Origin of the sequence: Spiroplasma endosymbiont of Megaselia nigra, assembly GCF_003987485.1 — a bacterium.
Taxonomy (GTDB): Bacteria; Bacillota_I; Bacilli_A; order Mycoplasmatales; family Mycoplasmataceae; genus Spiroplasma.
Map to the genome: position 1 here is coordinate 1 of NZ_RCOO01000005.1, position 19,734 is coordinate 19,734.

Here is a 19,734-nt window from a genome sequence, read left to right on the forward strand (position 1 = left end):
GGGTAAAAATTATCATTGTGCTGATAATATTGTTATTGAAAGTTTTCATTCTTTATTAAAAAAAGCAACAATTCATAACAATATTTACTTATCGCATGATGAATATATTAATGATGTTAAAAAATGAAATAAATGATATTCAAGCCGCAAAGAAAAGGATATAATAAATAAAAGTTTATAAACCTTTTTTACTAATACTTACTTTTTGGGGTGCACTCTATTTAACTTCTTTTTATTTTTCTTAAAATAAGATATAATTATGTCTTGGAATAAATGATTGAGGTTAAAATGAGTTTAATTAATATTGAAAATTTAATTCATGCTAACGGTGGGAAAGTTTTATATAAAAATTCAGCAATTCGAATTAATAAAGGTGAACATTTAGCTTTAATTGGAGCAAATGGAACAGGGAAAACAACATTATTAAGTATTATTTATGGAAAACTTACTCCTGATGAAGCAAACATTGAGTTGCATCCAAGAGTAAAAATTGGTTATTTAGACCAACACCAAGATTTAGATGGAACATTAACAGTTGATCAATTTTTAAAATTAACATATCAACATTTATTTGAAATTGAGGAAAAAATTCACGCAATTTATGAAAAAATGAGTCTTAATTATGATGAAGATGAACTTGTCAAAGCACTGAAATTACAAGAACACTTAGATCAAAATGGTTTTGAAACAATTGATAAGGAAATTCGTAGTTTAGTTGATGGTTTAGGAATTGATCCAGAAAAATTGAATGTTAAATTATCCGAATTATCGGGTGGTCAACGATGAAAAGTTATCCTAGCAAAGTTATTATTATCAGAAAATGATTTTTTGTTATTAGATGAACCAACTAACTTTTTAGATTTAGAACAAGTTGAATGATTAGCCAAATTTTTACAAAATTATGAAAAAGCGTTTTTAGTTGTTTCGCATGATATTGATTTTATTAATAAAGTAGCAAAAGTGATTTATGCTATTGAAAACTTAAGCATTAATCGCTATGTTGGTAATTATCAACAATATTTAGCATTAAGTGAATTAAAAAATGAACAATATGATAAAGCACAAAAAGGACAAGAACGTCTAATTAAAAAATTGGAAACTTATGTCGAAAAAAATAAGGCGCGTTCTTCAACAGCAAGAAGTGCCCAGTCACGGCAAAAACAAATTGATAAAATTGAGGTAATGGATAAAAGGCATGAATTAACAAAACTAAAATTTGTTTTTAAATATAAGAGACCAGCTAGTACGACTATTATTAGTGCAGAGCAATTAGCAATAGGATATCAGTTTCCTTTAATTAAGCCATTAACATTTGATATTCGTGATGGTGAAAAATGTATTGTGCGAGGATATAATGGAATTGGAAAAACAATCTTTCTAAATACTTTAGCAGGAAATATTCCTAAGTTAGGTGGAACATTAAAAATTGGTAATGGAGTAGTTATTGCGTATTTTCATCAAATTGAACAATTAATGGATATGACACCAATTGAATATTTAAAAAACTTATATCCAGAGTTGGAAGAAGGGCGAATTCGAAGTATTTTAGCCAACTTTGGCGTTAAAAGTACTTTAATGCAAAATCAGATGACAAAATTGTCGGGTGGTGAACAAACAAAGGTTCGGTTATCGGCATTATCTTTACAACCATGTAGTTTACTAATTTTAGATGAACCAACGAACCATATTGATGTTTTTGCCAAAGAAGCATTGTTAGAAGCAATTCAAGCCTTTGATGGAACAGTTCTAATTACAACGCATGATATTAATTTTAATGTTAATTGAGCTGACAAAATGCTTGATTTTGAAACGATGGTTTAGCAATATGATGCAAAAACATTATTTTTATGTATTATTCTGTGCTGATGAAACACTCTATGCTGGTTATACGGTTGATTTAAGACGGCGCGAAAAAGAACATAATATGGGCATTGGGGCAAAATATACCGCTTTAGCAAAACGACGACCAGTCAAAATAATTTATAGTGAAGAATATGCAACTCGTTCTGCAGCAATGCAACGTGAAGCCGCTTTTAAGCAATTATCACGGTTAGAAAAAATTATCTTTTTGCAAGAACATAATATTAATTTACCATTTGTAATTTCATCAGATATGGTAAAATCATAATAGGAGCATGAAGCGGGGGTAGGATGGATAGTAATATTAAAGTTTTAGTTGATGAATTAACTAAACTATATCATCGTTATCAAACAGAATCACTGCGTAATGATACTATGACTTGCTTAGATATTTTAAAATATTATGATTTTAATGACAAAAATAATCAAATTTTTATTGGTTATGTCGTACGAGTTTTGTTTATTGTAACAGTAAAGGTTGAAGAAAATATTGATTTAACAACGGATTTATCAAATTTAGTTGCTAAAGGATATACAACTGGTAACCATCGTAATATTTTTCGTCGCAAAAAGTCAAAAAATACTAATGATTTTGAAAAAGAAGTTGAGTTTTATATTAAACGAAATTATTTTGATGATTAATATGAGCGTTTACAAAGATTACTTTTAAAAAGGAACGCCAAACTAATCTGCCCCGTAAATGATTCTTTAGCAGGCTTTAATTATGAAAAAATATTAACTAATGCTATTCAATTATTGGATAATCAATAATTAGTATTAAGATTACAAAATGTTGTAATTCTAATTTTAAAACCATTTGAAATTGAAAAAAATGAATTTTTAACGAAAGAAACATTAATTAGTAAGCAATTGCTTGCAATTAATGAACATCGTGCTAAATATTTGAAGCAATATAACAAATTATTTCTTCAAACAAATAATTAATTTATATAGTACAATATAAGTAGTTTAAACAAAGGAGGAAGTTATGAAACCAGAATTAAAGGAATTATTATTAGAAATTAAAACTAAAATTAATGATGATAAACTTTTTCGTGATTTTATTGGCGAAGTTCTAAATGAAGCTAATTACAATAATTATTATGAACAATCGGTTGCTGATGAAGAAATTGCAGAGCAATTAGTTGAAATCTATTTTATTGAAAATTATAGTAGTGATGAAGAAGTTTCAGATCTAAAAGAAAAAATCATGAAAATTTTATTCTTTTTAGAAAGACAGGAAGAATTAATTAAAGAATATGCTTATTTTGTTGAAACCAAAGTAAGTCAAATTGTGACAGAACTTAACTAATTTTATTAATCTTGACAGTTAATGTTAGATTTTTTAAACTTAGATTTAATCATTTGTACATATTAAAAATTTACAATTTTCTTTTTTAAAAATAAGATTATTTTATGATGCTAATTTACAAAAAACTAATTAAGAGGGTGAGAGAATGGGAAAAGATTGAATCGTTGTTAAAGGCGCTCGAGAGAATAATTTAAAGAATATTGATGTTAAGGTACCTAAAGATAAATTAGTTGTTTTTACTGGTTTATCAGGAAGCGGAAAATCATCATTAGCTTTTAATACCATTTATGCAGAAGGAAGACGCCGTTATATTGAAAGTCTATCAAGTTATGCTCGCCAATTTTTAGGTGGAAATGAAAAACCTGATGTTGATGCAATTGAAGGTTTGTCACCAGCGATTTCTATTGATCAAAAAACAACTAGTCATAATCCTCGCAGTACTGTTGGAACAGTTACTGAAATTTATGATTATTTACGTTTATTATATGCTCGCGTTGGGACACCATATTGTATTAATGGTCATGGGGTTATTAAATCAGTAACAGTTAAAGAAATAATAAATAATTTAAAACAACTTTTAACAGAAGGTGAAAAATTTATGATTTTGTCGCCAGTAGTTCGTGATAAGAAAGGTAGTTTTAAAGATTTATTTGCACGTTTAAAACAAGAAAGTTTTATTCGTGTCAAGGTTAATTATGAAATCAAAACTTTAGATGAAGAAATTGAATTAGATAAAAATAAACGACAAAATATTGATATTATTATTGACCGCTTGGTTTATAAAGAATCAGCAGATTTATTAAGTCGAATTCATGATGCAATTGAAGTAGCGTTAAAATATGGTAATGCATTAGTAAAAATTGATTTTGCTGATCAAAAAAAGGAAATGCTTTTTTCAACTAATTATTCATGTAGTATTTGTGGTTTTGTTATTCCGGAATTAGAACCACGATTATTTTCATTTAATTCACCCTCAGGAGCTTGTAGTGAATGTAAAGGATTGGGGGTGAAATTAGAAGTTGATGAATATTTATTGATACCTAATCGTTCATTATCAATTTTACAAGGGGCAATTATTTATTTAAAAAATATTGTTAATACAACAAATATTGAATGGCAAAAGTTTAAAGTTTTAGCTAATCATTATCATATTGTGTTAGAACAACCCGTCAGTGATTTGACAAAAGAGCAACTAGAATATTTGATTCGTGGTAGTGATGAACCAATTGAATATAATTTAAAAACAGCTAGTGGGAACATTATGCGGGGATATGATTATATTGAAGGAATTGGGCAGTTAATTGAACGTCGCTATACGGAAACATCAAGTGAATCACAACGTGAATATTATAAACAATTTATGACAGATAAAAAATGTGGAACTTGTTTAGGAAAGCGATTAAATGAAATTCCTTTATCAGTTAAGATTAATAATATTAGTATTTCTGAATTTACTGATTTATCTGTTGAAGATGAATTAAAAGAAGTTTTGAAATTAAAATTAACAGAATCACAACAAGAAATTGCACGATTAATTATTAATGAATTAGTTAATCGTTTGGATTTTTTAAGTCGTGTTGGATTAGGTTATTTAACGTTATCACGTAATGCTTCAACATTATCAGGTGGAGAAGCTCAACGAATTCGATTAGCAACGCAAATTGGTAGTCAATTAACAGGGGTTTTGTATGTTCTTGATGAACCTTCAATTGGATTACACCAACGAGATAATGATAAATTAATTGAAACATTAAAAAGTTTACGTGATTTAGGAAATACTTTAATTGTTGTTGAGCACGATGAAGATACGATTCGTGCTAGTGATTATATTATTGACATTGGTCCACGTGCAGGAATTAATGGGGGGCAAGTTGTTGCTGCGGGAAGTATTGATGATATTCAACAAAACCCAAATTCAATTACTGGTAAATATTTAACTGGTGAATTAGCAATTGATGTGCCAAAAACACGGCGTGGTGGTAATGGCTTAGTATTAGAAATTAAAGGAGCACGAGAAAACAATTTAAAAAATATTAATGTTACAATTCCTTTAAATAAATTTGTTTGTTTAACAGGTGTTTCAGGAAGTGGTAAATCAACTTTAATGAATGAAATTTTATGAAAGGGTATTAAGAAAAATTTAGGGTTAGCAACTGAACGACCAGGGGCACATGATAAAATTGTTGGGATTGATAACATTGATAAAGTAATTAATATTTCCCAAGATCCAATTGGGAAAACACCACGGAGTAATCCAGCAACCTATACATCAGTTTTTGATGATATTCGTGATTTATTTGCCAATACAAATGAAGCTAAAGCACGAGGGTATTTGAAGGGTCGTTTTTCGTTTAATGTGCCAGGTGGACGTTGTGAACATTGTCAGGGTGATGGAATTATTAAGATTTCAATGCACTTTCTACCAACGGTTTATGTTTCTTGTGAAGTTTGTGAAGGGAAACGTTATAATGATGAAACATTATTAGTTAAATTCAAAGATAAAAATATTTATGATGTTTTAGAAATGACAGTTGACCAAGCTTGTGATTTTTTTGCGGCACAACCAAAAATTAGTCAGAAGTTAGGAACAATGCAAGAGGTTGGGTTAGGTTATATTAAATTAGGTCAATCAGCAACAGAATTGTCTGGTGGAGAAGCCCAACGGGTTAAGTTATCAACCTTCTTGTTAAAACGGACAACGGGAAAAACTTTATTTTTATTAGATGAACCAACAACGGGATTACATGTTGATGATGTTAAAAGATTGTTAGTAGTTTTGAATAAAATTGTTGATAATGGTGATACTGTTATTACGATTGAACATAATTTAGATGTTATTAAAATGGCTGATTATATTATTGATTTAGGACCAGAAGGTGGCGTTGGTGGTGGTATGATTGTTGCAACAGGAACACCAGAACAACTTGTTTTAAAAAGTGGCACTAGTTATACAGCGCAATATTTAAAACCTTTATTAAAGTAAAAGATTACAATAGATGTTAAAAAACAATTTTTTAAGGCAACGTTTTTTCAAAAAAAATATAATTTGGCAAAATTATTAACAGAAAAATATGCGGATGCACAAAATAAAATTAAAGTAATTAATGTTGTTGGTACAAACGGAAAGGGATCGGTTTCAAATTACTTACACCGCCAGTTAATGTTAAATTATCAACGGGTAGGTCTTTTTACATCACCAGCATTTTCAAAACATAATGAACGAATTAAAATTAATAGCAAGATGATTAGTGATAGTGATTTAAAACGAATTATCAAAGAAATTAAAGAAGAAATTAAAACTTATCAATTAACTTTTTTTGAAATTTGAGTTTTAATTTGTATTAAATATTTTTTAGAGCAAAAAATTGATATTGCAATTATTGAAGCTGGAATTGGTGGTTGTTTAGATGCAACGAATGTTTTTAATAATCAATTAGCTGTTTTATTAACTTCAATTGATTATGAACATACTGAGATATTAGGCAATACTTTGGATAGTATTATTCAAAATAAAGTTGGAATTGCAAAAAACAATTGTCAACTTTTTATTAGTGCTAGTTGTAAAAAACATTTTAATTTAATTGCAAAATATTATAATTCGGATAATATTATTACAAGCGAAGTTTACCCACAAGCAATTAATTATTACCAAGAATTTAATGTTGGCTTAGTTATTAAGTTTTTAAAAATTTTTAAGTTTAAAATTAATTATGAGCTTTTTAAAGTGAACCCAGTCTTAGGGCGTTTTACCCAACTAAGTAAAAATCCGTATTTTATTATTGATGGAGCACATAATCCAGAAGGAATTCGTGCCTGTATTCATACTTTTGAAATGTTACATAATTTGAATCGAAATGAAGTATTAGTATTGTATGCTTCTTCACAAAAAAAAGATTATATGCAAAATTTAACTTTATTGAAAGAACATTTTGGCAATAATTTATATATTACGGAATTTCAGCATCCAATGTCCTGAGACATTAATAATATTAAGATACAGAACAAAGTTAAAAATTGGAAAAAATTATTATTACGAAATAAAACAAAAAATATTTTAGTTTGTGGGTCTTTATATTTTATTCCGTTGGTTTATCAGTTTTATTTAGAGAGGGTGTAAAATGTAAAATATGCTATATATATTAACAAATATTGGTGCTTGTTTAGGGATTGCTATTTTATTTTATCTCGGGGTATTATTAGATTATAAAAATTGAAAAAAAATTAGTATTTTAACAATTACAATTATAAGTTTATTAATTGCATTATCTGTTATTTTAACAAATGTCATTATTTATACTATTCCGTTTCCATTTATGGGAGGAGGAGTAATTCAATTAGCATTAGGTAACTTTTTAATTTTTGTGATTGGAATGTTATTTGGACCATTTTTGGGTGTATTGAGTGGTCTTGCTACTGATGCTTTAGGGGCTTTGGTAAATATTGGTGGAACATATCATAGTGGTTTTTCCTTTAATCTTGCTTTATATGGTTTTTTAGGAAGTATGGTTTTTTTATTTAAAAGTGATAAATTTTGAATATTAAAAACAATTATCTTATATGCAATAGGGTTTGCTTTAATTTCATTTGCATTTAATGTTTTATGATTATATGCAATCGGTCTAAAACAAGTTCTTTTCCCAATGGCTTTTGTTATTAAAGCAATTAAGTTTCCAATTCAATTGGCAATTTATTTACCAATGGTTATTTCAAGTTTTACTATTTTATATAAATTAATTACTTCACGTCATAATCTTGCTTTATGATGCACCCAAAAAGGATTATTAGTTTTAACAACAATTAAATTTAAAAAACAGAAAAGATATAATAGTTAAAAGTTGTTTATATGTGGAAAAGTTTTAAAAACTTAATAATTATAACTGTTTTATTTAAAAAAGATTGTGGATAAGTCAGTTAATAGCATTATTTTAACAAATTATATTTACTTATTAATTGTTCATTGTAATATTATTAATGATTAAACAAAGAGGAACGGGAAAATGATGGAAAAAGAAACTACTTATTTAATTAAACAAGAGTATCAATTGTCAGATGATGAACGTATGTTACTTTTATGTTTATATCGGCCAATTATTGGCGATAAAGCACATATGTTATATATTGCCTTAACAGCACAAGATTTCATCTTAGAATTAAATACTAAATATCATTTAGACAATCTTTTAACATTATTACAAATATCATATGATGAATTTTTAGTAGCAAAAAGTAAATTAGAAACAATTGGTTTATTAAAGATTTTAAAACGTGAAAAAGGAAAGCACTATATTTTAAAACCACAATTACCAATTTCCGCAATTGCTTTTTTTGAAAATCAAATTTTAAGAAATTATTTATTGAATATTGTAGGAGAAAAATCTTTTGCAATTATTAAAGCTAAATTTATTGTTAATCAGCAAGAGGTTAAACAGAAGCATAATGATTTATCTGGTCAATTAAGTAATGAAACAATGACATTTGATTTTGTTTATATTGATAAATACTTAGCATCAAAAAATGCAAATCATAAATTATATTTACCATATCGTGAAAAAATTATCCAGTTAGCAAATTATTACAATGTTTTAACAAATAATCTTGCTATTTTTATTTATAAAAGTATTGAGTTAACTGCCAAAGAACGAATTTTTAATTATGAAACATTTCAACATTTACTATCTGATTTTAATCAAAAAGCAATATTAAAAAAACAACTTAATGGAGAACAATTAAATTTAATTGTTAATGATGAAAATGTTATTAAACCAACTAATATGTTAGAAGCAAAAATTAATGAAATGGTTTCAATTGATCCAATTCAATATTTAACTTTACTACGAGAAAATAAGAAGCTAACACCAATTGAAATTGAATTAATTCGCGATTTAATTATTAATTATTCATTGAGACCAGGGGTAGTTAATTGCTTAATTGAATATGTTTGATTTAAAAATGCTCATCGAATTGAAAGAAAGTATTGTGAAAAAATTGCAAACACTTTTCATCAATTACAAATTAATACTGTTGATAAAGCAATGGAGCATTTACGCGGTGCTTATGCAAAAACACAAAAAAGTAAAGTTACAAAAGATGCTATTAAAGCAAAAACATATCAATGGAAAGAAAAAACAGTTAAACATAATATGGCTGAATTAGAATATAATAAAATTTATGAACAAAAACGGCAAGAACAAGGAATTAAAAAAGTTGATCTTACACAATTATTAGATGATTTAAAAAATTTATAATAGTAAAAATGAAAGAGAGATGGGGGCAATGTCAAAACTAAATTTATTAAAACAACTTCAAAACAATGCAGAGTTAATACTTAATTTACAAGAAATTGCGTTTGATATTAATAATTATCAACAGTTTGAGACACTCTTTCAAGAATATTTAAAAAATTATCATCAATGTGAAAAAACATCATCTTTATCTTTATGCCAACAATCCTTTAAAGGTTACAAATATTATATTAAAAAAGAAAATAATAATTTGTTTTTAACACGAGTTGAATGTAATCATATAATAGCTATTAAAGAAAAAAATAAAGTTAAAAATAATTATCTTTATTATGACTTTAGTGATGAATTATTAAAATTACGATTAAATGATATTAAAAAAGATGAAAATTTTAATAATATGCATCTTATTATTGGCGAAATGGTTAAATTTGTTAAAGGTCAACGAAAAAAAGGTTTATATATTCATGGTCAGCCAGGAGTTGGTAAAACTTATTTATTAATTCGCTTAGCTAATGTGTTAGCAAATAATAATCGTAAAGTTGCTTTTATTTCAGTAATTAATTTAATTAATCGAGTAAAGGAATCATTTAATCTTTTTAATAGTGAATCATCATTAGTAGAAATTTTATTAGGAGCGGATGTTTTATTTTTAGATGATATTGGTGGAGAAACAGTTTCTCCATGAGTTCGTGATGATTTATTATTTCGTATTCTAAATGACCGTATTAGTCGTCGACTGCCAACTTTTTTTTCATCAAATTTTACAACAACAGCTTTAACAACGATTTATGCAAATGTTAAAACTGAAATTAATGATAAAGAAATTAATAAAGTAAAAGCATTAAGAATTGTTGATCGGATTCGGGGGTTAGCAACCGAATTAGAATTGTTGGGAAATAGCAGGAGAACTGATGAGGATTATGTGGAAAAGTTAACAGGCTAGGAATGTTGTCTGTTGGGGGTGCTTGCTACAAATCGTACAATTGCGTTAAAACCAGAAATTTTGTTAATGGATGAACCAACAAGTGCATTAGATCCAATTGCAATTGCTAAAGTTGAAGAGTTAATTTTGGATTTAAAAAAGAATTTTACAATTATTATTGTAACGCACTCTTTACAACAAGCGGCACGAATTTCTGATTATACTGCATTTTTTTGAATGGGACAGTTAATAGAATATAATAAAACAGCATTATTGTTTTCTCATTATCGTGAATCAAAAATAGAAGATTATACTACAGGTCGTTTTGGTTAAAAAGATTAAATTTATTATTTGGTTCTATTTTGCTGATAAAGTAACCTTTAATTTGGATATTTTCTAATTTTCTTGCAAATTGACTCTATAGGTTGTAAAATATATAGTAAGTATGCAATATTTTTATTGCAGACTAAGAAGGTATTAAATATATGTAGAGGAGAAAAAGTAGATGACAAAAATTGCAATTAACGGGTTTGGACGTATTGGTCGTTTAGCTTTTAGAAGATTATTTGACGAAAAAAATGTTGAAATTGTCGCAATTAACGATTTAACTGCGGCAAAAACTTTAGCAACATTATTAGAACTTGATTCAGCCCAAGGAGGATGAAAAAGAGGAAAAATTTCTTCAGAGGAAAGCGTTATTATTGTTGATGGGAAAAAAATAAATGTTTATGCCCAAAAAGATCCTTCTGAGTTACCATGAGGTAAATTAGGCATTGATGTTGTTGTTGAATCAACAGGATTCTTTGCTGATCGTGCTGGTGCTTCAAAGCACCTTACAGCCGGAGCAAAAAAAGTTTTAATCTCAGCTCCAGCGAAAGGAACCGATGTTAAAACAATTGTTTATAATGTAAACCATAAGGAAATTAAAAAAGAAGATACTATTATTTCAGGGGCAAGTTGTACAACTAACTGTTTAGCACCAATGGCAAAAGTATTAGACGAAGAATTTGGAATTGAAAAAGGATATATGACAACTGTTCATGCGGTAACAAATGATCAAAGATTGTTGGACTTAGCACATGATGATTTAAGAAGAGCACGTGCTGCTTTTTCAAATATTGTTCCAACTAAAACGGGAGCAGCAGCAGCAGTTGCATTAGTATTACCACAATTGGAAGGTCGATTTGATGGAATGGCTTTACGTGTTCCAACTATTACTGGTTCAATTGTTGACTTAGCAGTTGAATTGAAAAAAACAACAACAGTTGAAGAAATTAATAATGCAATGAAAGCAGCAGCTTCAGAAACTTTTGGTTATAATACACAACCAATTGTTTCATCAGATATTATTGGTGAAACACACGGATCAATTTTTGATGCAACATTAACAAAAATTATTGAATGTGATGGTAAACAATTAGTTAAAGTATATGCATGATATGATAATGAAATGTCATATGTATCACAAATGATACGTACATTATTATACTTTGCGACAGTCTAATTAAAATATACAAAACACTAAAAAATATTTTAGTGTTTTTTTATTTTTCTAAAAAAAGATATTTCTTATGCTATGATATTTATATAAGAATTACTCTTATAAAAATAATCTAACAAACTATAGTTAATATCCGTTTGTTTATTTACTATTGATAATGGAGACAATTAAAGCAATTAAGGAGAGCAGAAAATGAAAAATCCTATTTTAGAAAAGCATTTTAGTAATATTCGTGATCAACTAAAATTAGTTTTAAATACAGAAAAAATTCATGACTCAACAAACCCAATCCAATTATTATATGATAATGTTCTTTTAATTCGGAACAATGGACGCGTTATTACCGATGAGGATTTTACATATCGTTTAGAAATTAGCCTTGGCAGATACTTATAAAACACTGTCATTACGAATTGATTCATTATTACAAAATGCTAAAACATTATCTTTTAGTTATTTTAAAGAAAAATTAGATATTAAAGAATGACGCGATGATTTATATGCTGATGCTGTTGAAATATTAAATGAAAAATATGCTGATAAACTAATGCAAATAGATTTTATTTATATTCCTTATCAGATGACAAAAATGTTAAATGAAGGTTTACTCAATATTTCTTCACGAAAATTACATGAAGTAACAGCATAAAAATAAGTTTTATTTATGAATAAATAGTTATGGAAATAACTATTTTATTTTAGTAATTTTCAAAGACCTTAATTGTCTTTAAAAAACCCTTATTTTATTGGCAAAAATGCGATATAATTTATATTGTTAAAATGTATAACAATGAGAGGGATATATTATGATTCAAAACAAGAAATTATTTTATGTTACAACCCCAATTTATTATCCAAGTGCGCAATTACATATTGGACATGCATATACTACTACATTAGCTGATATTATTAATCGTTATAAAAAAATGGCTGGTTATGAAACTTTCTTTTTAACAGGCAGCGATGAACATGGTGAAAAAATTGAAAAGAAAGCAAAAGCAGCAGGGGTAACACTATATCAATTTACAACAATGATTGTTGATAATTTTAAATTATTATGAAATAAATTAGGAATTGAATATTCAAAGTTTATTCGTACTACTGATAAAGAGCATGAAGTTGGAGTCCAAAAAATTTTTAGTAAATTATATAATAATGGAGATATTTACTTAGGAGAATATGAGGGTTTATATTGTGTTAGTTGTGAAGAATTTTTAACTGAAGCACAAATTGATAAAGTAACAAACCGGTGCTTAGTTTGTGGTAATAAACCACAAAAAGTAAAGGAAGAAACATATTTCTTTAAAGTCTCAAAATATAGTCAATTTTTAATTAATTATTATAATAATCATCCTGGTTTTATTGAACCAGAACCAAGAAAAAATGAAATGTTAAATAATTTTATTTTACCAGGCTTAACTGATTTATCTGTTACTAGAACAACTTTTTCCTGAGGAATTAAAACCTTAGAAAATGATAAACACATTATTTATGTTTGAATTGATGCATTATCAAATTATTTAACAGCATTAGGTTATTTATCAAATGATGAAACATTATTTAATAAATTTTGAAATAATGAGGATGTTGAGATTTTGCAACTATTAGGAAAAGAAATCGCTCGTTTTCACACGATTTATTGGCCAAGTATGCTAGAAAGTTTAGGGTTACGTCAGCCTAATAAACTTTTATCGCATGGTTGAATTTTATTTAAAGATACTAAAATGAGTAAATCAATTGGAAATGTTGTTGATCCATTATATTTAATTGATAAATATGGTCGAGATACATTACGGTTTTATTTAGGATATGAAATTCCAACTGAAAATGATGGTAAATTTTCTTATGAAATGTTTTTAGAATCATATAATGCTCATTTAGTTAATAATATAGGGAACTTGGTATCACGAGTAAGTAATATGATTAGTAAATATTTTAATGGTCAGTTAGTAAAACAACAACAATTGGATAATGTGCTAATTGAAAGTTGTATCCAAGCGGTGCAGAATTATCAGCAGGCAATGGATGCTTATCAAATTTCAGCAGGACTAAACATTATTTTGGAATTATGTAATAAGGCGAATAAATATATTGAAGAAAATAAACCTTGAGAGTTAGAAAAAAACGAAAAGATGGAGCAATTATATGAAACTTTAGCAAGTTTAGCTTATACTATTATTGTTAGTGCTTTTTTATTGCAGCCAGTTTTAGTTGATAATGCGCAAAAAATTGCCGATTATTTTAATGTTAATTTAACTGATTTAACATTTGAAACAATTTTAACGCAAGAAATCATTTATAATAAAACAATAGAGAAAAAAGAAAACTTATTTAATCGTGTTAATGTAGAACAAGAATTAAAACAAATTGAAGCAGAATTAAATTAATAAAACTAGTAAAGGAGGGAGTTTAATGAAAAAATATGATGTAATTGTAATTGGTGCTGGTCATGCTGGCGTCGAAGCAAGTTTAGCTGCAGCAAGAATGAAAAAAAAGACATTATTAGTTACTTTGCATAAAGATAAAATTGCATTAATGCCATGTAATCCCTCAATTGGTGGTCCAGCTAAAGGGATTGTTGTTCGTGAAATTGATGCCATTGGTGGTGAAATGGCAAAATCAGCTGATGCAACAGCTTTACAAATGAAATTATTAAATTCTTCACGTGGTCCTGCTGTATGAGCATTACGCGCTCAATCAGATAAGATTGAATATGAAAAATACATGCAAAAAGTAATTGAAAAGCAAGATAATTTAGATTTATATGAAGGAGCAGTTCAATCTTTATTGGTTGATGATAACAATAATTGCTATGGAATAATGTTAAAAGATCAAACACAATTTTTTGTAAAAAAAGTTATTTTAACAACAGGAACATATATGCAATCTTTAGTGTTACAAGGAATGACAAAAAAAGCAGAAGGACCTGATGGCGACATTACAACAGCAGGATTATCAACCCAGTTAAAACATTTAGGGTTTGAGTTATTTCGTTTAAAAACTGGTACACCAGCACGTGTTCTTAATACTTCAATTGATTATAGTAAAGCACAACCAGAACCGGGGAGTGATTTGCAACTAGCTTTTTCTTATTCAACAAAAACCTTTACACCATTACAAGAGCAAGAATTATGTTGATTAATTCATTCAACACCAAAAACACATAATATTGTGCAAAAAAATTTAACAGCATCAGCAATTTATTCTGGAAATGTAAAAGGAACAGGGCCACGTTATTGCCCAAGTTTTGAAGATAAAATTGTGCGGTTTGCTGATAAACCACGTCATCAAATTTTCTTAGAGCCAGAATCAAAGAGTTTAAATACAATTTATGTGCAAGGATTTTCAACTTCAATGCCAATTGATGTACAAGAAAAGATGCTACGTTCCTTGCCAGGATTTGAAAATGTTGAAGTTTTAAAATGGGCTTATGCAATTGAATATGATGCAATTGTACCAACACAATTAAAACATACGTTAGAAACAAAAAAAATTAAAAATTTATATACGGCGGGTCAAATTAATGGAACAAGTGGCTATGAAGAAGCTGCTTGCCAAGGTTTAATGGCTGGAATTAATGCTGTTTTAAGTATTGACCAAAAAGAACCTTTCATTTTACGTCGTGACCAAGCTTATATTGGAGTGCTAATTGATGATCTAATTACAAAAGGGACAGAAGAGCCTTACCGTTTATTAACTTCTCGTGCTGAATATCGTTTATTATTGCGCAATGATAATGCTGAAGAACGATTAAAAAATTATGCTTATCAATTTGGTTTAATTGATCAAAAAAGTTGAATTGAATATCAAAATAATGTGCAAAGTTATAATGAAATAATGCAATTGTTAAAAGAAACTTATTTTACGTCAAAATCACCATTAATTCAAAAACTAACTAAATTAGGTGTTGCCAACATTACAGAACGCATTTCTGGTTATAATTTATTAAAACGACCAAATATTGAGTTAAAATATTTAGAGGAGGAGTTACCACCGTTAAATAATTTAAAATCATTTTTAAAACAAAATTTATTAATTAATATTCGTTTTGAAGGATATATTAAAAAAGAACAAGAAATTGCTTTAAAAACAATTAAGTTGGAAAATAAATTAATTCCAGTTAATTTGAATTATGATTTGGTAGATAACTTGGCACTTGAAGCACGAGAAAAATTTAAAAAGATTAGACCAATTTCAATTGGTCAAGCGAATCGAATTTCAGGAATTAATCCAGCTGATATTCAAATGCTGTTATTTCATTTAAAAAAAATGGAATTGGATGCAAATAGATAAGAGGGTGAAGTATGAAATTATATAATACTTTGACTCGTAATTTTACAGATTATAGTCAAGCAAAAAAAATTAATATTTATGGTTGTGGACCAACTGTCTATAATTACGTTCATATCGGTAATGCCCGTGCAATTATTACTGTTGATTTATTAGTTAGTTTTTTACAATTTCAACATATTGAGGTTAATTATATTCAAAATTACACGGATATTGATGATAAGATTATTGCTAAAGCAGCAACAGAACATAAAACTGAACAAGAAATTGCAGAATTTTATATTAAAGCTTTTGAAGAAGATGTTTTTAATTTAAATGTTAGAACACCAGCAAAGCGAGTACGAGTAACGGACCATGTTAAAGATATTATTACTTTTATTCAAAAATTAGTTAAACTTAATGCTGCATATGAAGTTAATGGTAGTGTATATTTTGATATTGCAAAATATCAAGCACAATATGGACAATTAGCTAATAAAAAAATTTCAGAATTAGAAACTAATATTCGAATTGAACATGATGCTAATAAGCATAGTCAATATGATTTTGCTTTATGAAAGCAAACAACCGAAGGAGTTTCTTTTCCCTTTTATGATCAAACGGGTAAATTATATCAAGGTCGCCCAGGTTGACATACAGAATGTGCTGTCTTAATTGATAAATTTTTTCATAAAGAAACAATTGATATTCATGCCGGCGGAATTGATTTAGTTTTTCCTCATCATGAAAATGAACGAATTCAATTTTTAGCAAAAAATAATAAGGAAATTTCAAACATTTGAATGCATAATGGGCATTTAAATGTTGCTGATAAAAAAATGAGTAAATCATTAAATAATACTATTTTAGTTCGTGATTTTATTAAATTATACGGAGCAAATACATTACGTTATTTGTTATATGCGACTAATTATACACAACCATTAAATGTAACAGAAACTTTAATTATTAGTGCACAAGGTGAAACCGAAAAGATTTTTAAAGTCTTAAAAGCAGTAAATTTATATTTAGCTGAATATAACTTAAATTATAATTTAGCACAACATGGTGACAATGTTAAGAAAGTTCTTGCTGAGTTAGCAAATAATTTAAATAGTCCAAATGTTTTAACTATTATTAGTAAAATGATTAAAATTATTAATACTCAATTACGTGATAAAAAACTTAATTTGCAACTTGCTAGTGATTTTTATAATATTATTTTTAATATTATGAATTTTAATTTTAAGTTACCAGTGATTAGTGGTGAAATTCGTAAATATTTATTAGAATGAATTAAGTCAAAAAATAATAAAGATTTTGTCAAAGCAGATGAGCTTCGTAAGGTTTTAGTAGAAAAAGATATTTTGTAACGGAATGAAACAAAAAGAAATTAATATTATTTGTGCTGGGTTAGCAGGTTGTGAAATTGCTTACCAATTAGCAAAACGTGGTTTAAAAGTAAAATTATATGAAGCAAAAACATTATTTAAAAATCCAGTTCAAAAATTAGATACATTTGCAGAATTAGTTTGTTCTAATTCTTTTCGTAGTGTTTCAAGAGAAAATGCAATTGGAATTTTAAAAGAAGAATTAAAGTTATTAAATTCTTTCATTTTAAAAACAGCTTATGATGTTCAAGTTCCTGCTGTTGATGCACTTAGTGTTGACCGGGAGTTATTTTCACAAAAAGTTACAGCAACTTTAATAAAACATCCTAATATTACCATTATTTATGATGAATTTATTAAAATAGATCCAAAACAAATTACTATTATTGCTGTTGGACCATTAGTGACAACAAATTTTGCTCTTGAACTTAAAAAGTTAGTTGGTAAGAAAGCATTGTATTATTATGATGGTTCAGCCCCAATTGTAACAAAAGCTAGAATTGATTTTTCAAAAGCATATTATGGCGCACGACATTCAGAACAAAAAGATTATATTATTTGTTTATTAACAGAAGATGAGTTTAATAAATTAGTTACAGAATTAGTAACGGCAAAACGAGTTCCTATTGCAGATTTTGAAAAATATTTTAGAGGTTGTCAACCAATTGAGATTATGGCACAAACATCACTAAAAATTCTTTTGAATGGACCAATGAGTAGTAATAATTTACCAGACAAAAATGGTAAGCAGCCATTTGCAGTGGTTCAATTACGGCAAGATAATGTCATTGATATTTTATATAATATTGTAGGTTGACAGACGAATTTAACATGGCCAGAACAAAAACGAATTATTACACAATTTATTCCAGGTTTAGCAAAAGTAGATATTGTTCGATATGGAGTTTTACATAAAAATAATTATATTAATTCACCAAAAGTTTTAAATCAATTTTTACAATATAAACAAAATAATAATATTTTTTTTGCTGGTCAAATTATTGGGGTAGAAGGTTATTTAGAATCAGCGGCAGCAGGTTTATTATGTGCTTTAAATGTCTATCAATATGTAATGGATTTACCATTAATTAAATTTCCTTCAGAAATTGTGTTAGGAGCATTAGTCAACTATGTTACAAATCCAAAACAACGAGATTTAAAACCAATGAAAGCAAATCTTGGCATTATGCCAACTTTAACAACTAAGTTTAAAAATAAACCAGAGAAAAATTTAGCACTTTATTCTCGGGCAATAAAAAAAATAAAAGAAACTATTAAAAAATATCAAATTAAATTATAATACTTATAAAGAAATTTATTAATATAGGTTATGAATAATAAAACAGGAAAAGGAAGAAAATATGCAAGAATATATATACATTTACGGAATTAATCCTGTTGTGGAGTCATTACTAAATCCAGCAGTGAAAATTAATAAACTTTATTTATTACCACAAGGGAAAAATAATGATTATTATTTGAAAATAGCTAAAAGTCGTCAAATTAAAGTTGTCTTTTGTTCAACAGATAAAATGACAGCTCTTGTACAAACTAGTAAGCATCAAAGTCTGGTATTGGAAATTTGCAAGCCAGAAAATTATTCATTAACTGCAATAACAACAAAAGCATTACAAAATAGGCATCCATTTTTATTAGTCCTTGATCAAATTTCTGACCCACATAATTTTGGGGCAATTTTGCGTACTTGTGATTTGTTTAATGTTGATGGGGTTATTATTCTAGAAAAACGCCAAGTTGATATTAATGCTACTGTTGCCAAAACCTCTGCAGGTGCTTTTAATTATGTTCCAGTTTGTCGAGTAAATAATTTAACTAATGCAATTGAATATTTAAAAAAACAAGGGTTTTGAATTTATGCAACAAGTTTAACTACAACAGCCCACAATGTAAGTGAATTAAAATATGATACGCCAATTTGTCTAATCGTAGGGAATGAAGGAACAGGGATTAGCGCAAAATTATTAAAGCATTCTGATTTTAATATTTATATTCCAACAACAGGTCATCTTGATTCTTTAAATGTATCGGTTGCTAGTGCTATTTTAATTTATCAAATTAAAATGAAGACTGCACCCCAAAAAGTAAGTAAAATTAAAAAAGAACTTTACTAAACTTTTAGAGGAGGTGCATTTTTTAATGGCAGGAAAAGAACAAAAATTTAAAACATATACTGCAGAATTTCGAAAAAATACAGTAAAAGAAATTGAACAAACATC

General features: G+C 27.5%; 17 protein-coding genes and 2 pseudogenes. All 19 read left to right on the plus strand.

Annotated elements, in window-relative coordinates:
* Positions 1-181 (plus strand): annotated as a pseudogene (locus D9R21_RS06825) (IS3 family transposase); the annotation flags it as partial.
* Positions 182-288: 107 nt separating this feature from the next.
* A complete protein-coding gene (locus tag D9R21_RS00675) occupies positions 289-1,821 on the plus strand; it encodes an ABC-F family ATP-binding cassette domain-containing protein (protein WP_126820665.1) in 1,533 nt (510 codons plus the stop codon).
* Positions 1,822-1,825: 4 nt separating this feature from the next.
* Positions 1,826-2,128: a GIY-YIG nuclease family protein gene (locus D9R21_RS00680; RefSeq protein ID WP_196234363.1), complete on the plus strand. Its 303-nt coding sequence runs from the start codon at positions 1,826-1,828 to the stop codon at positions 2,126-2,128.
* 23 nt (positions 2,129-2,151) lie between these two features.
* Positions 2,152-2,502 carry a hypothetical protein gene (locus D9R21_RS08030; protein ID WP_241568617.1) on the plus strand — a complete coding sequence of 117 codons (351 nt, stop codon included), beginning with the start codon at positions 2,152-2,154 and terminating at the stop codon, positions 2,500-2,502.
* A gap of 346 nt (positions 2,503-2,848) precedes the next feature.
* Positions 2,849-3,172 (plus strand): hypothetical protein, encoded by a 324-nt coding sequence (locus tag D9R21_RS00690; RefSeq protein ID WP_126820666.1) that lies wholly within the window; start codon positions 2,849-2,851, stop codon positions 3,170-3,172.
* A 145-nt stretch (positions 3,173-3,317) separates the two neighbouring features.
* Positions 3,318-6,155 carry an excinuclease ABC subunit UvrA gene (uvrA, locus tag D9R21_RS00695; RefSeq protein WP_126820667.1) on the plus strand — a complete coding sequence of 946 codons (2,838 nt, stop codon included), beginning with the start codon at positions 3,318-3,320 and terminating at the stop codon, positions 6,153-6,155.
* A 63-nt stretch (positions 6,156-6,218) separates the two neighbouring features.
* Positions 6,219-7,289: a folylpolyglutamate synthase/dihydrofolate synthase family protein gene (locus D9R21_RS00700; RefSeq protein ID WP_241568618.1), complete on the plus strand. Its 1,071-nt coding sequence runs from the start codon at positions 6,219-6,221 to the stop codon at positions 7,287-7,289.
* 10 nt (positions 7,290-7,299) lie between these two features.
* Positions 7,300-8,004, plus strand: coding sequence for a folate family ECF transporter S component (locus D9R21_RS00705; RefSeq protein ID WP_126820669.1), 705 nt, complete (start codon positions 7,300-7,302; stop codon positions 8,002-8,004).
* 165 nt (positions 8,005-8,169) lie between these two features.
* Complete coding sequence (locus tag D9R21_RS00710) at positions 8,170-9,417, plus strand: DnaD domain protein (RefSeq protein WP_126820670.1); 1,248 nt, start codon at positions 8,170-8,172, stop codon at positions 9,415-9,417.
* A 28-nt stretch (positions 9,418-9,445) separates the two neighbouring features.
* Positions 9,446-10,357, plus strand: coding sequence for an ATP-binding protein (locus tag D9R21_RS00715; protein WP_126820671.1), 912 nt, complete (start codon positions 9,446-9,448; stop codon positions 10,355-10,357).
* A gap of 21 nt (positions 10,358-10,378) precedes the next feature.
* A pseudogene (locus D9R21_RS00720) lies at positions 10,379-10,669 on the plus strand (phosphate ABC transporter ATP-binding protein); the annotation flags it as partial.
* A 172-nt stretch (positions 10,670-10,841) separates the two neighbouring features.
* A complete protein-coding gene (gap, locus tag D9R21_RS00725) occupies positions 10,842-11,840 on the plus strand; it encodes a type I glyceraldehyde-3-phosphate dehydrogenase (RefSeq protein ID WP_126820672.1) in 999 nt (332 codons plus the stop codon).
* A 189-nt stretch (positions 11,841-12,029) separates the two neighbouring features.
* Positions 12,030-12,233, plus strand: a complete 204-nt coding sequence (locus tag D9R21_RS00730) for a hypothetical protein (RefSeq protein ID WP_241568619.1) — start codon at positions 12,030-12,032, stop codon at positions 12,231-12,233.
* Positions 12,217-12,486 carry a hypothetical protein gene (locus tag D9R21_RS08035; protein WP_241568620.1) on the plus strand — a complete coding sequence of 90 codons (270 nt, stop codon included), beginning with the start codon at positions 12,217-12,219 and terminating at the stop codon, positions 12,484-12,486. Before D9R21_RS00730 ends, D9R21_RS08035 begins: the two co-directional genes overlap by 17 nt.
* A 157-nt stretch (positions 12,487-12,643) precedes the next feature.
* Complete coding sequence (gene metG, locus D9R21_RS00735; RefSeq protein WP_126820673.1) at positions 12,644-14,224, plus strand: methionine--tRNA ligase; 1,581 nt, start codon at positions 12,644-12,646, stop codon at positions 14,222-14,224.
* 22 nt (positions 14,225-14,246) lie between these two features.
* A complete protein-coding gene (mnmG, locus tag D9R21_RS00740; protein ID WP_196234364.1) occupies positions 14,247-16,130 on the plus strand; it encodes a tRNA uridine-5-carboxymethylaminomethyl(34) synthesis enzyme MnmG in 1,884 nt (627 codons plus the stop codon).
* An 11-nt stretch (positions 16,131-16,141) separates the two neighbouring features.
* Positions 16,142-17,479, plus strand: a complete 1,338-nt coding sequence (gene cysS / locus D9R21_RS00745) for a cysteine--tRNA ligase (RefSeq protein ID WP_126820675.1) — start codon at positions 16,142-16,144, stop codon at positions 17,477-17,479.
* A 4-nt stretch (positions 17,480-17,483) separates the two neighbouring features.
* Positions 17,484-18,797, plus strand: coding sequence for a methylenetetrahydrofolate--tRNA-(uracil(54)-C(5))-methyltransferase (FADH(2)-oxidizing) TrmFO (gene trmFO, locus D9R21_RS00750; RefSeq protein WP_126820676.1), 1,314 nt, complete (start codon positions 17,484-17,486; stop codon positions 18,795-18,797).
* A 61-nt stretch (positions 18,798-18,858) separates the two neighbouring features.
* Positions 18,859-19,629 (plus strand): 23S rRNA (guanosine(2251)-2'-O)-methyltransferase RlmB, encoded by a 771-nt coding sequence (gene rlmB / locus D9R21_RS00755; protein WP_126820677.1) that lies wholly within the window; start codon positions 18,859-18,861, stop codon positions 19,627-19,629.
* Positions 19,630-19,734: the final 105 nt, after the last annotated feature.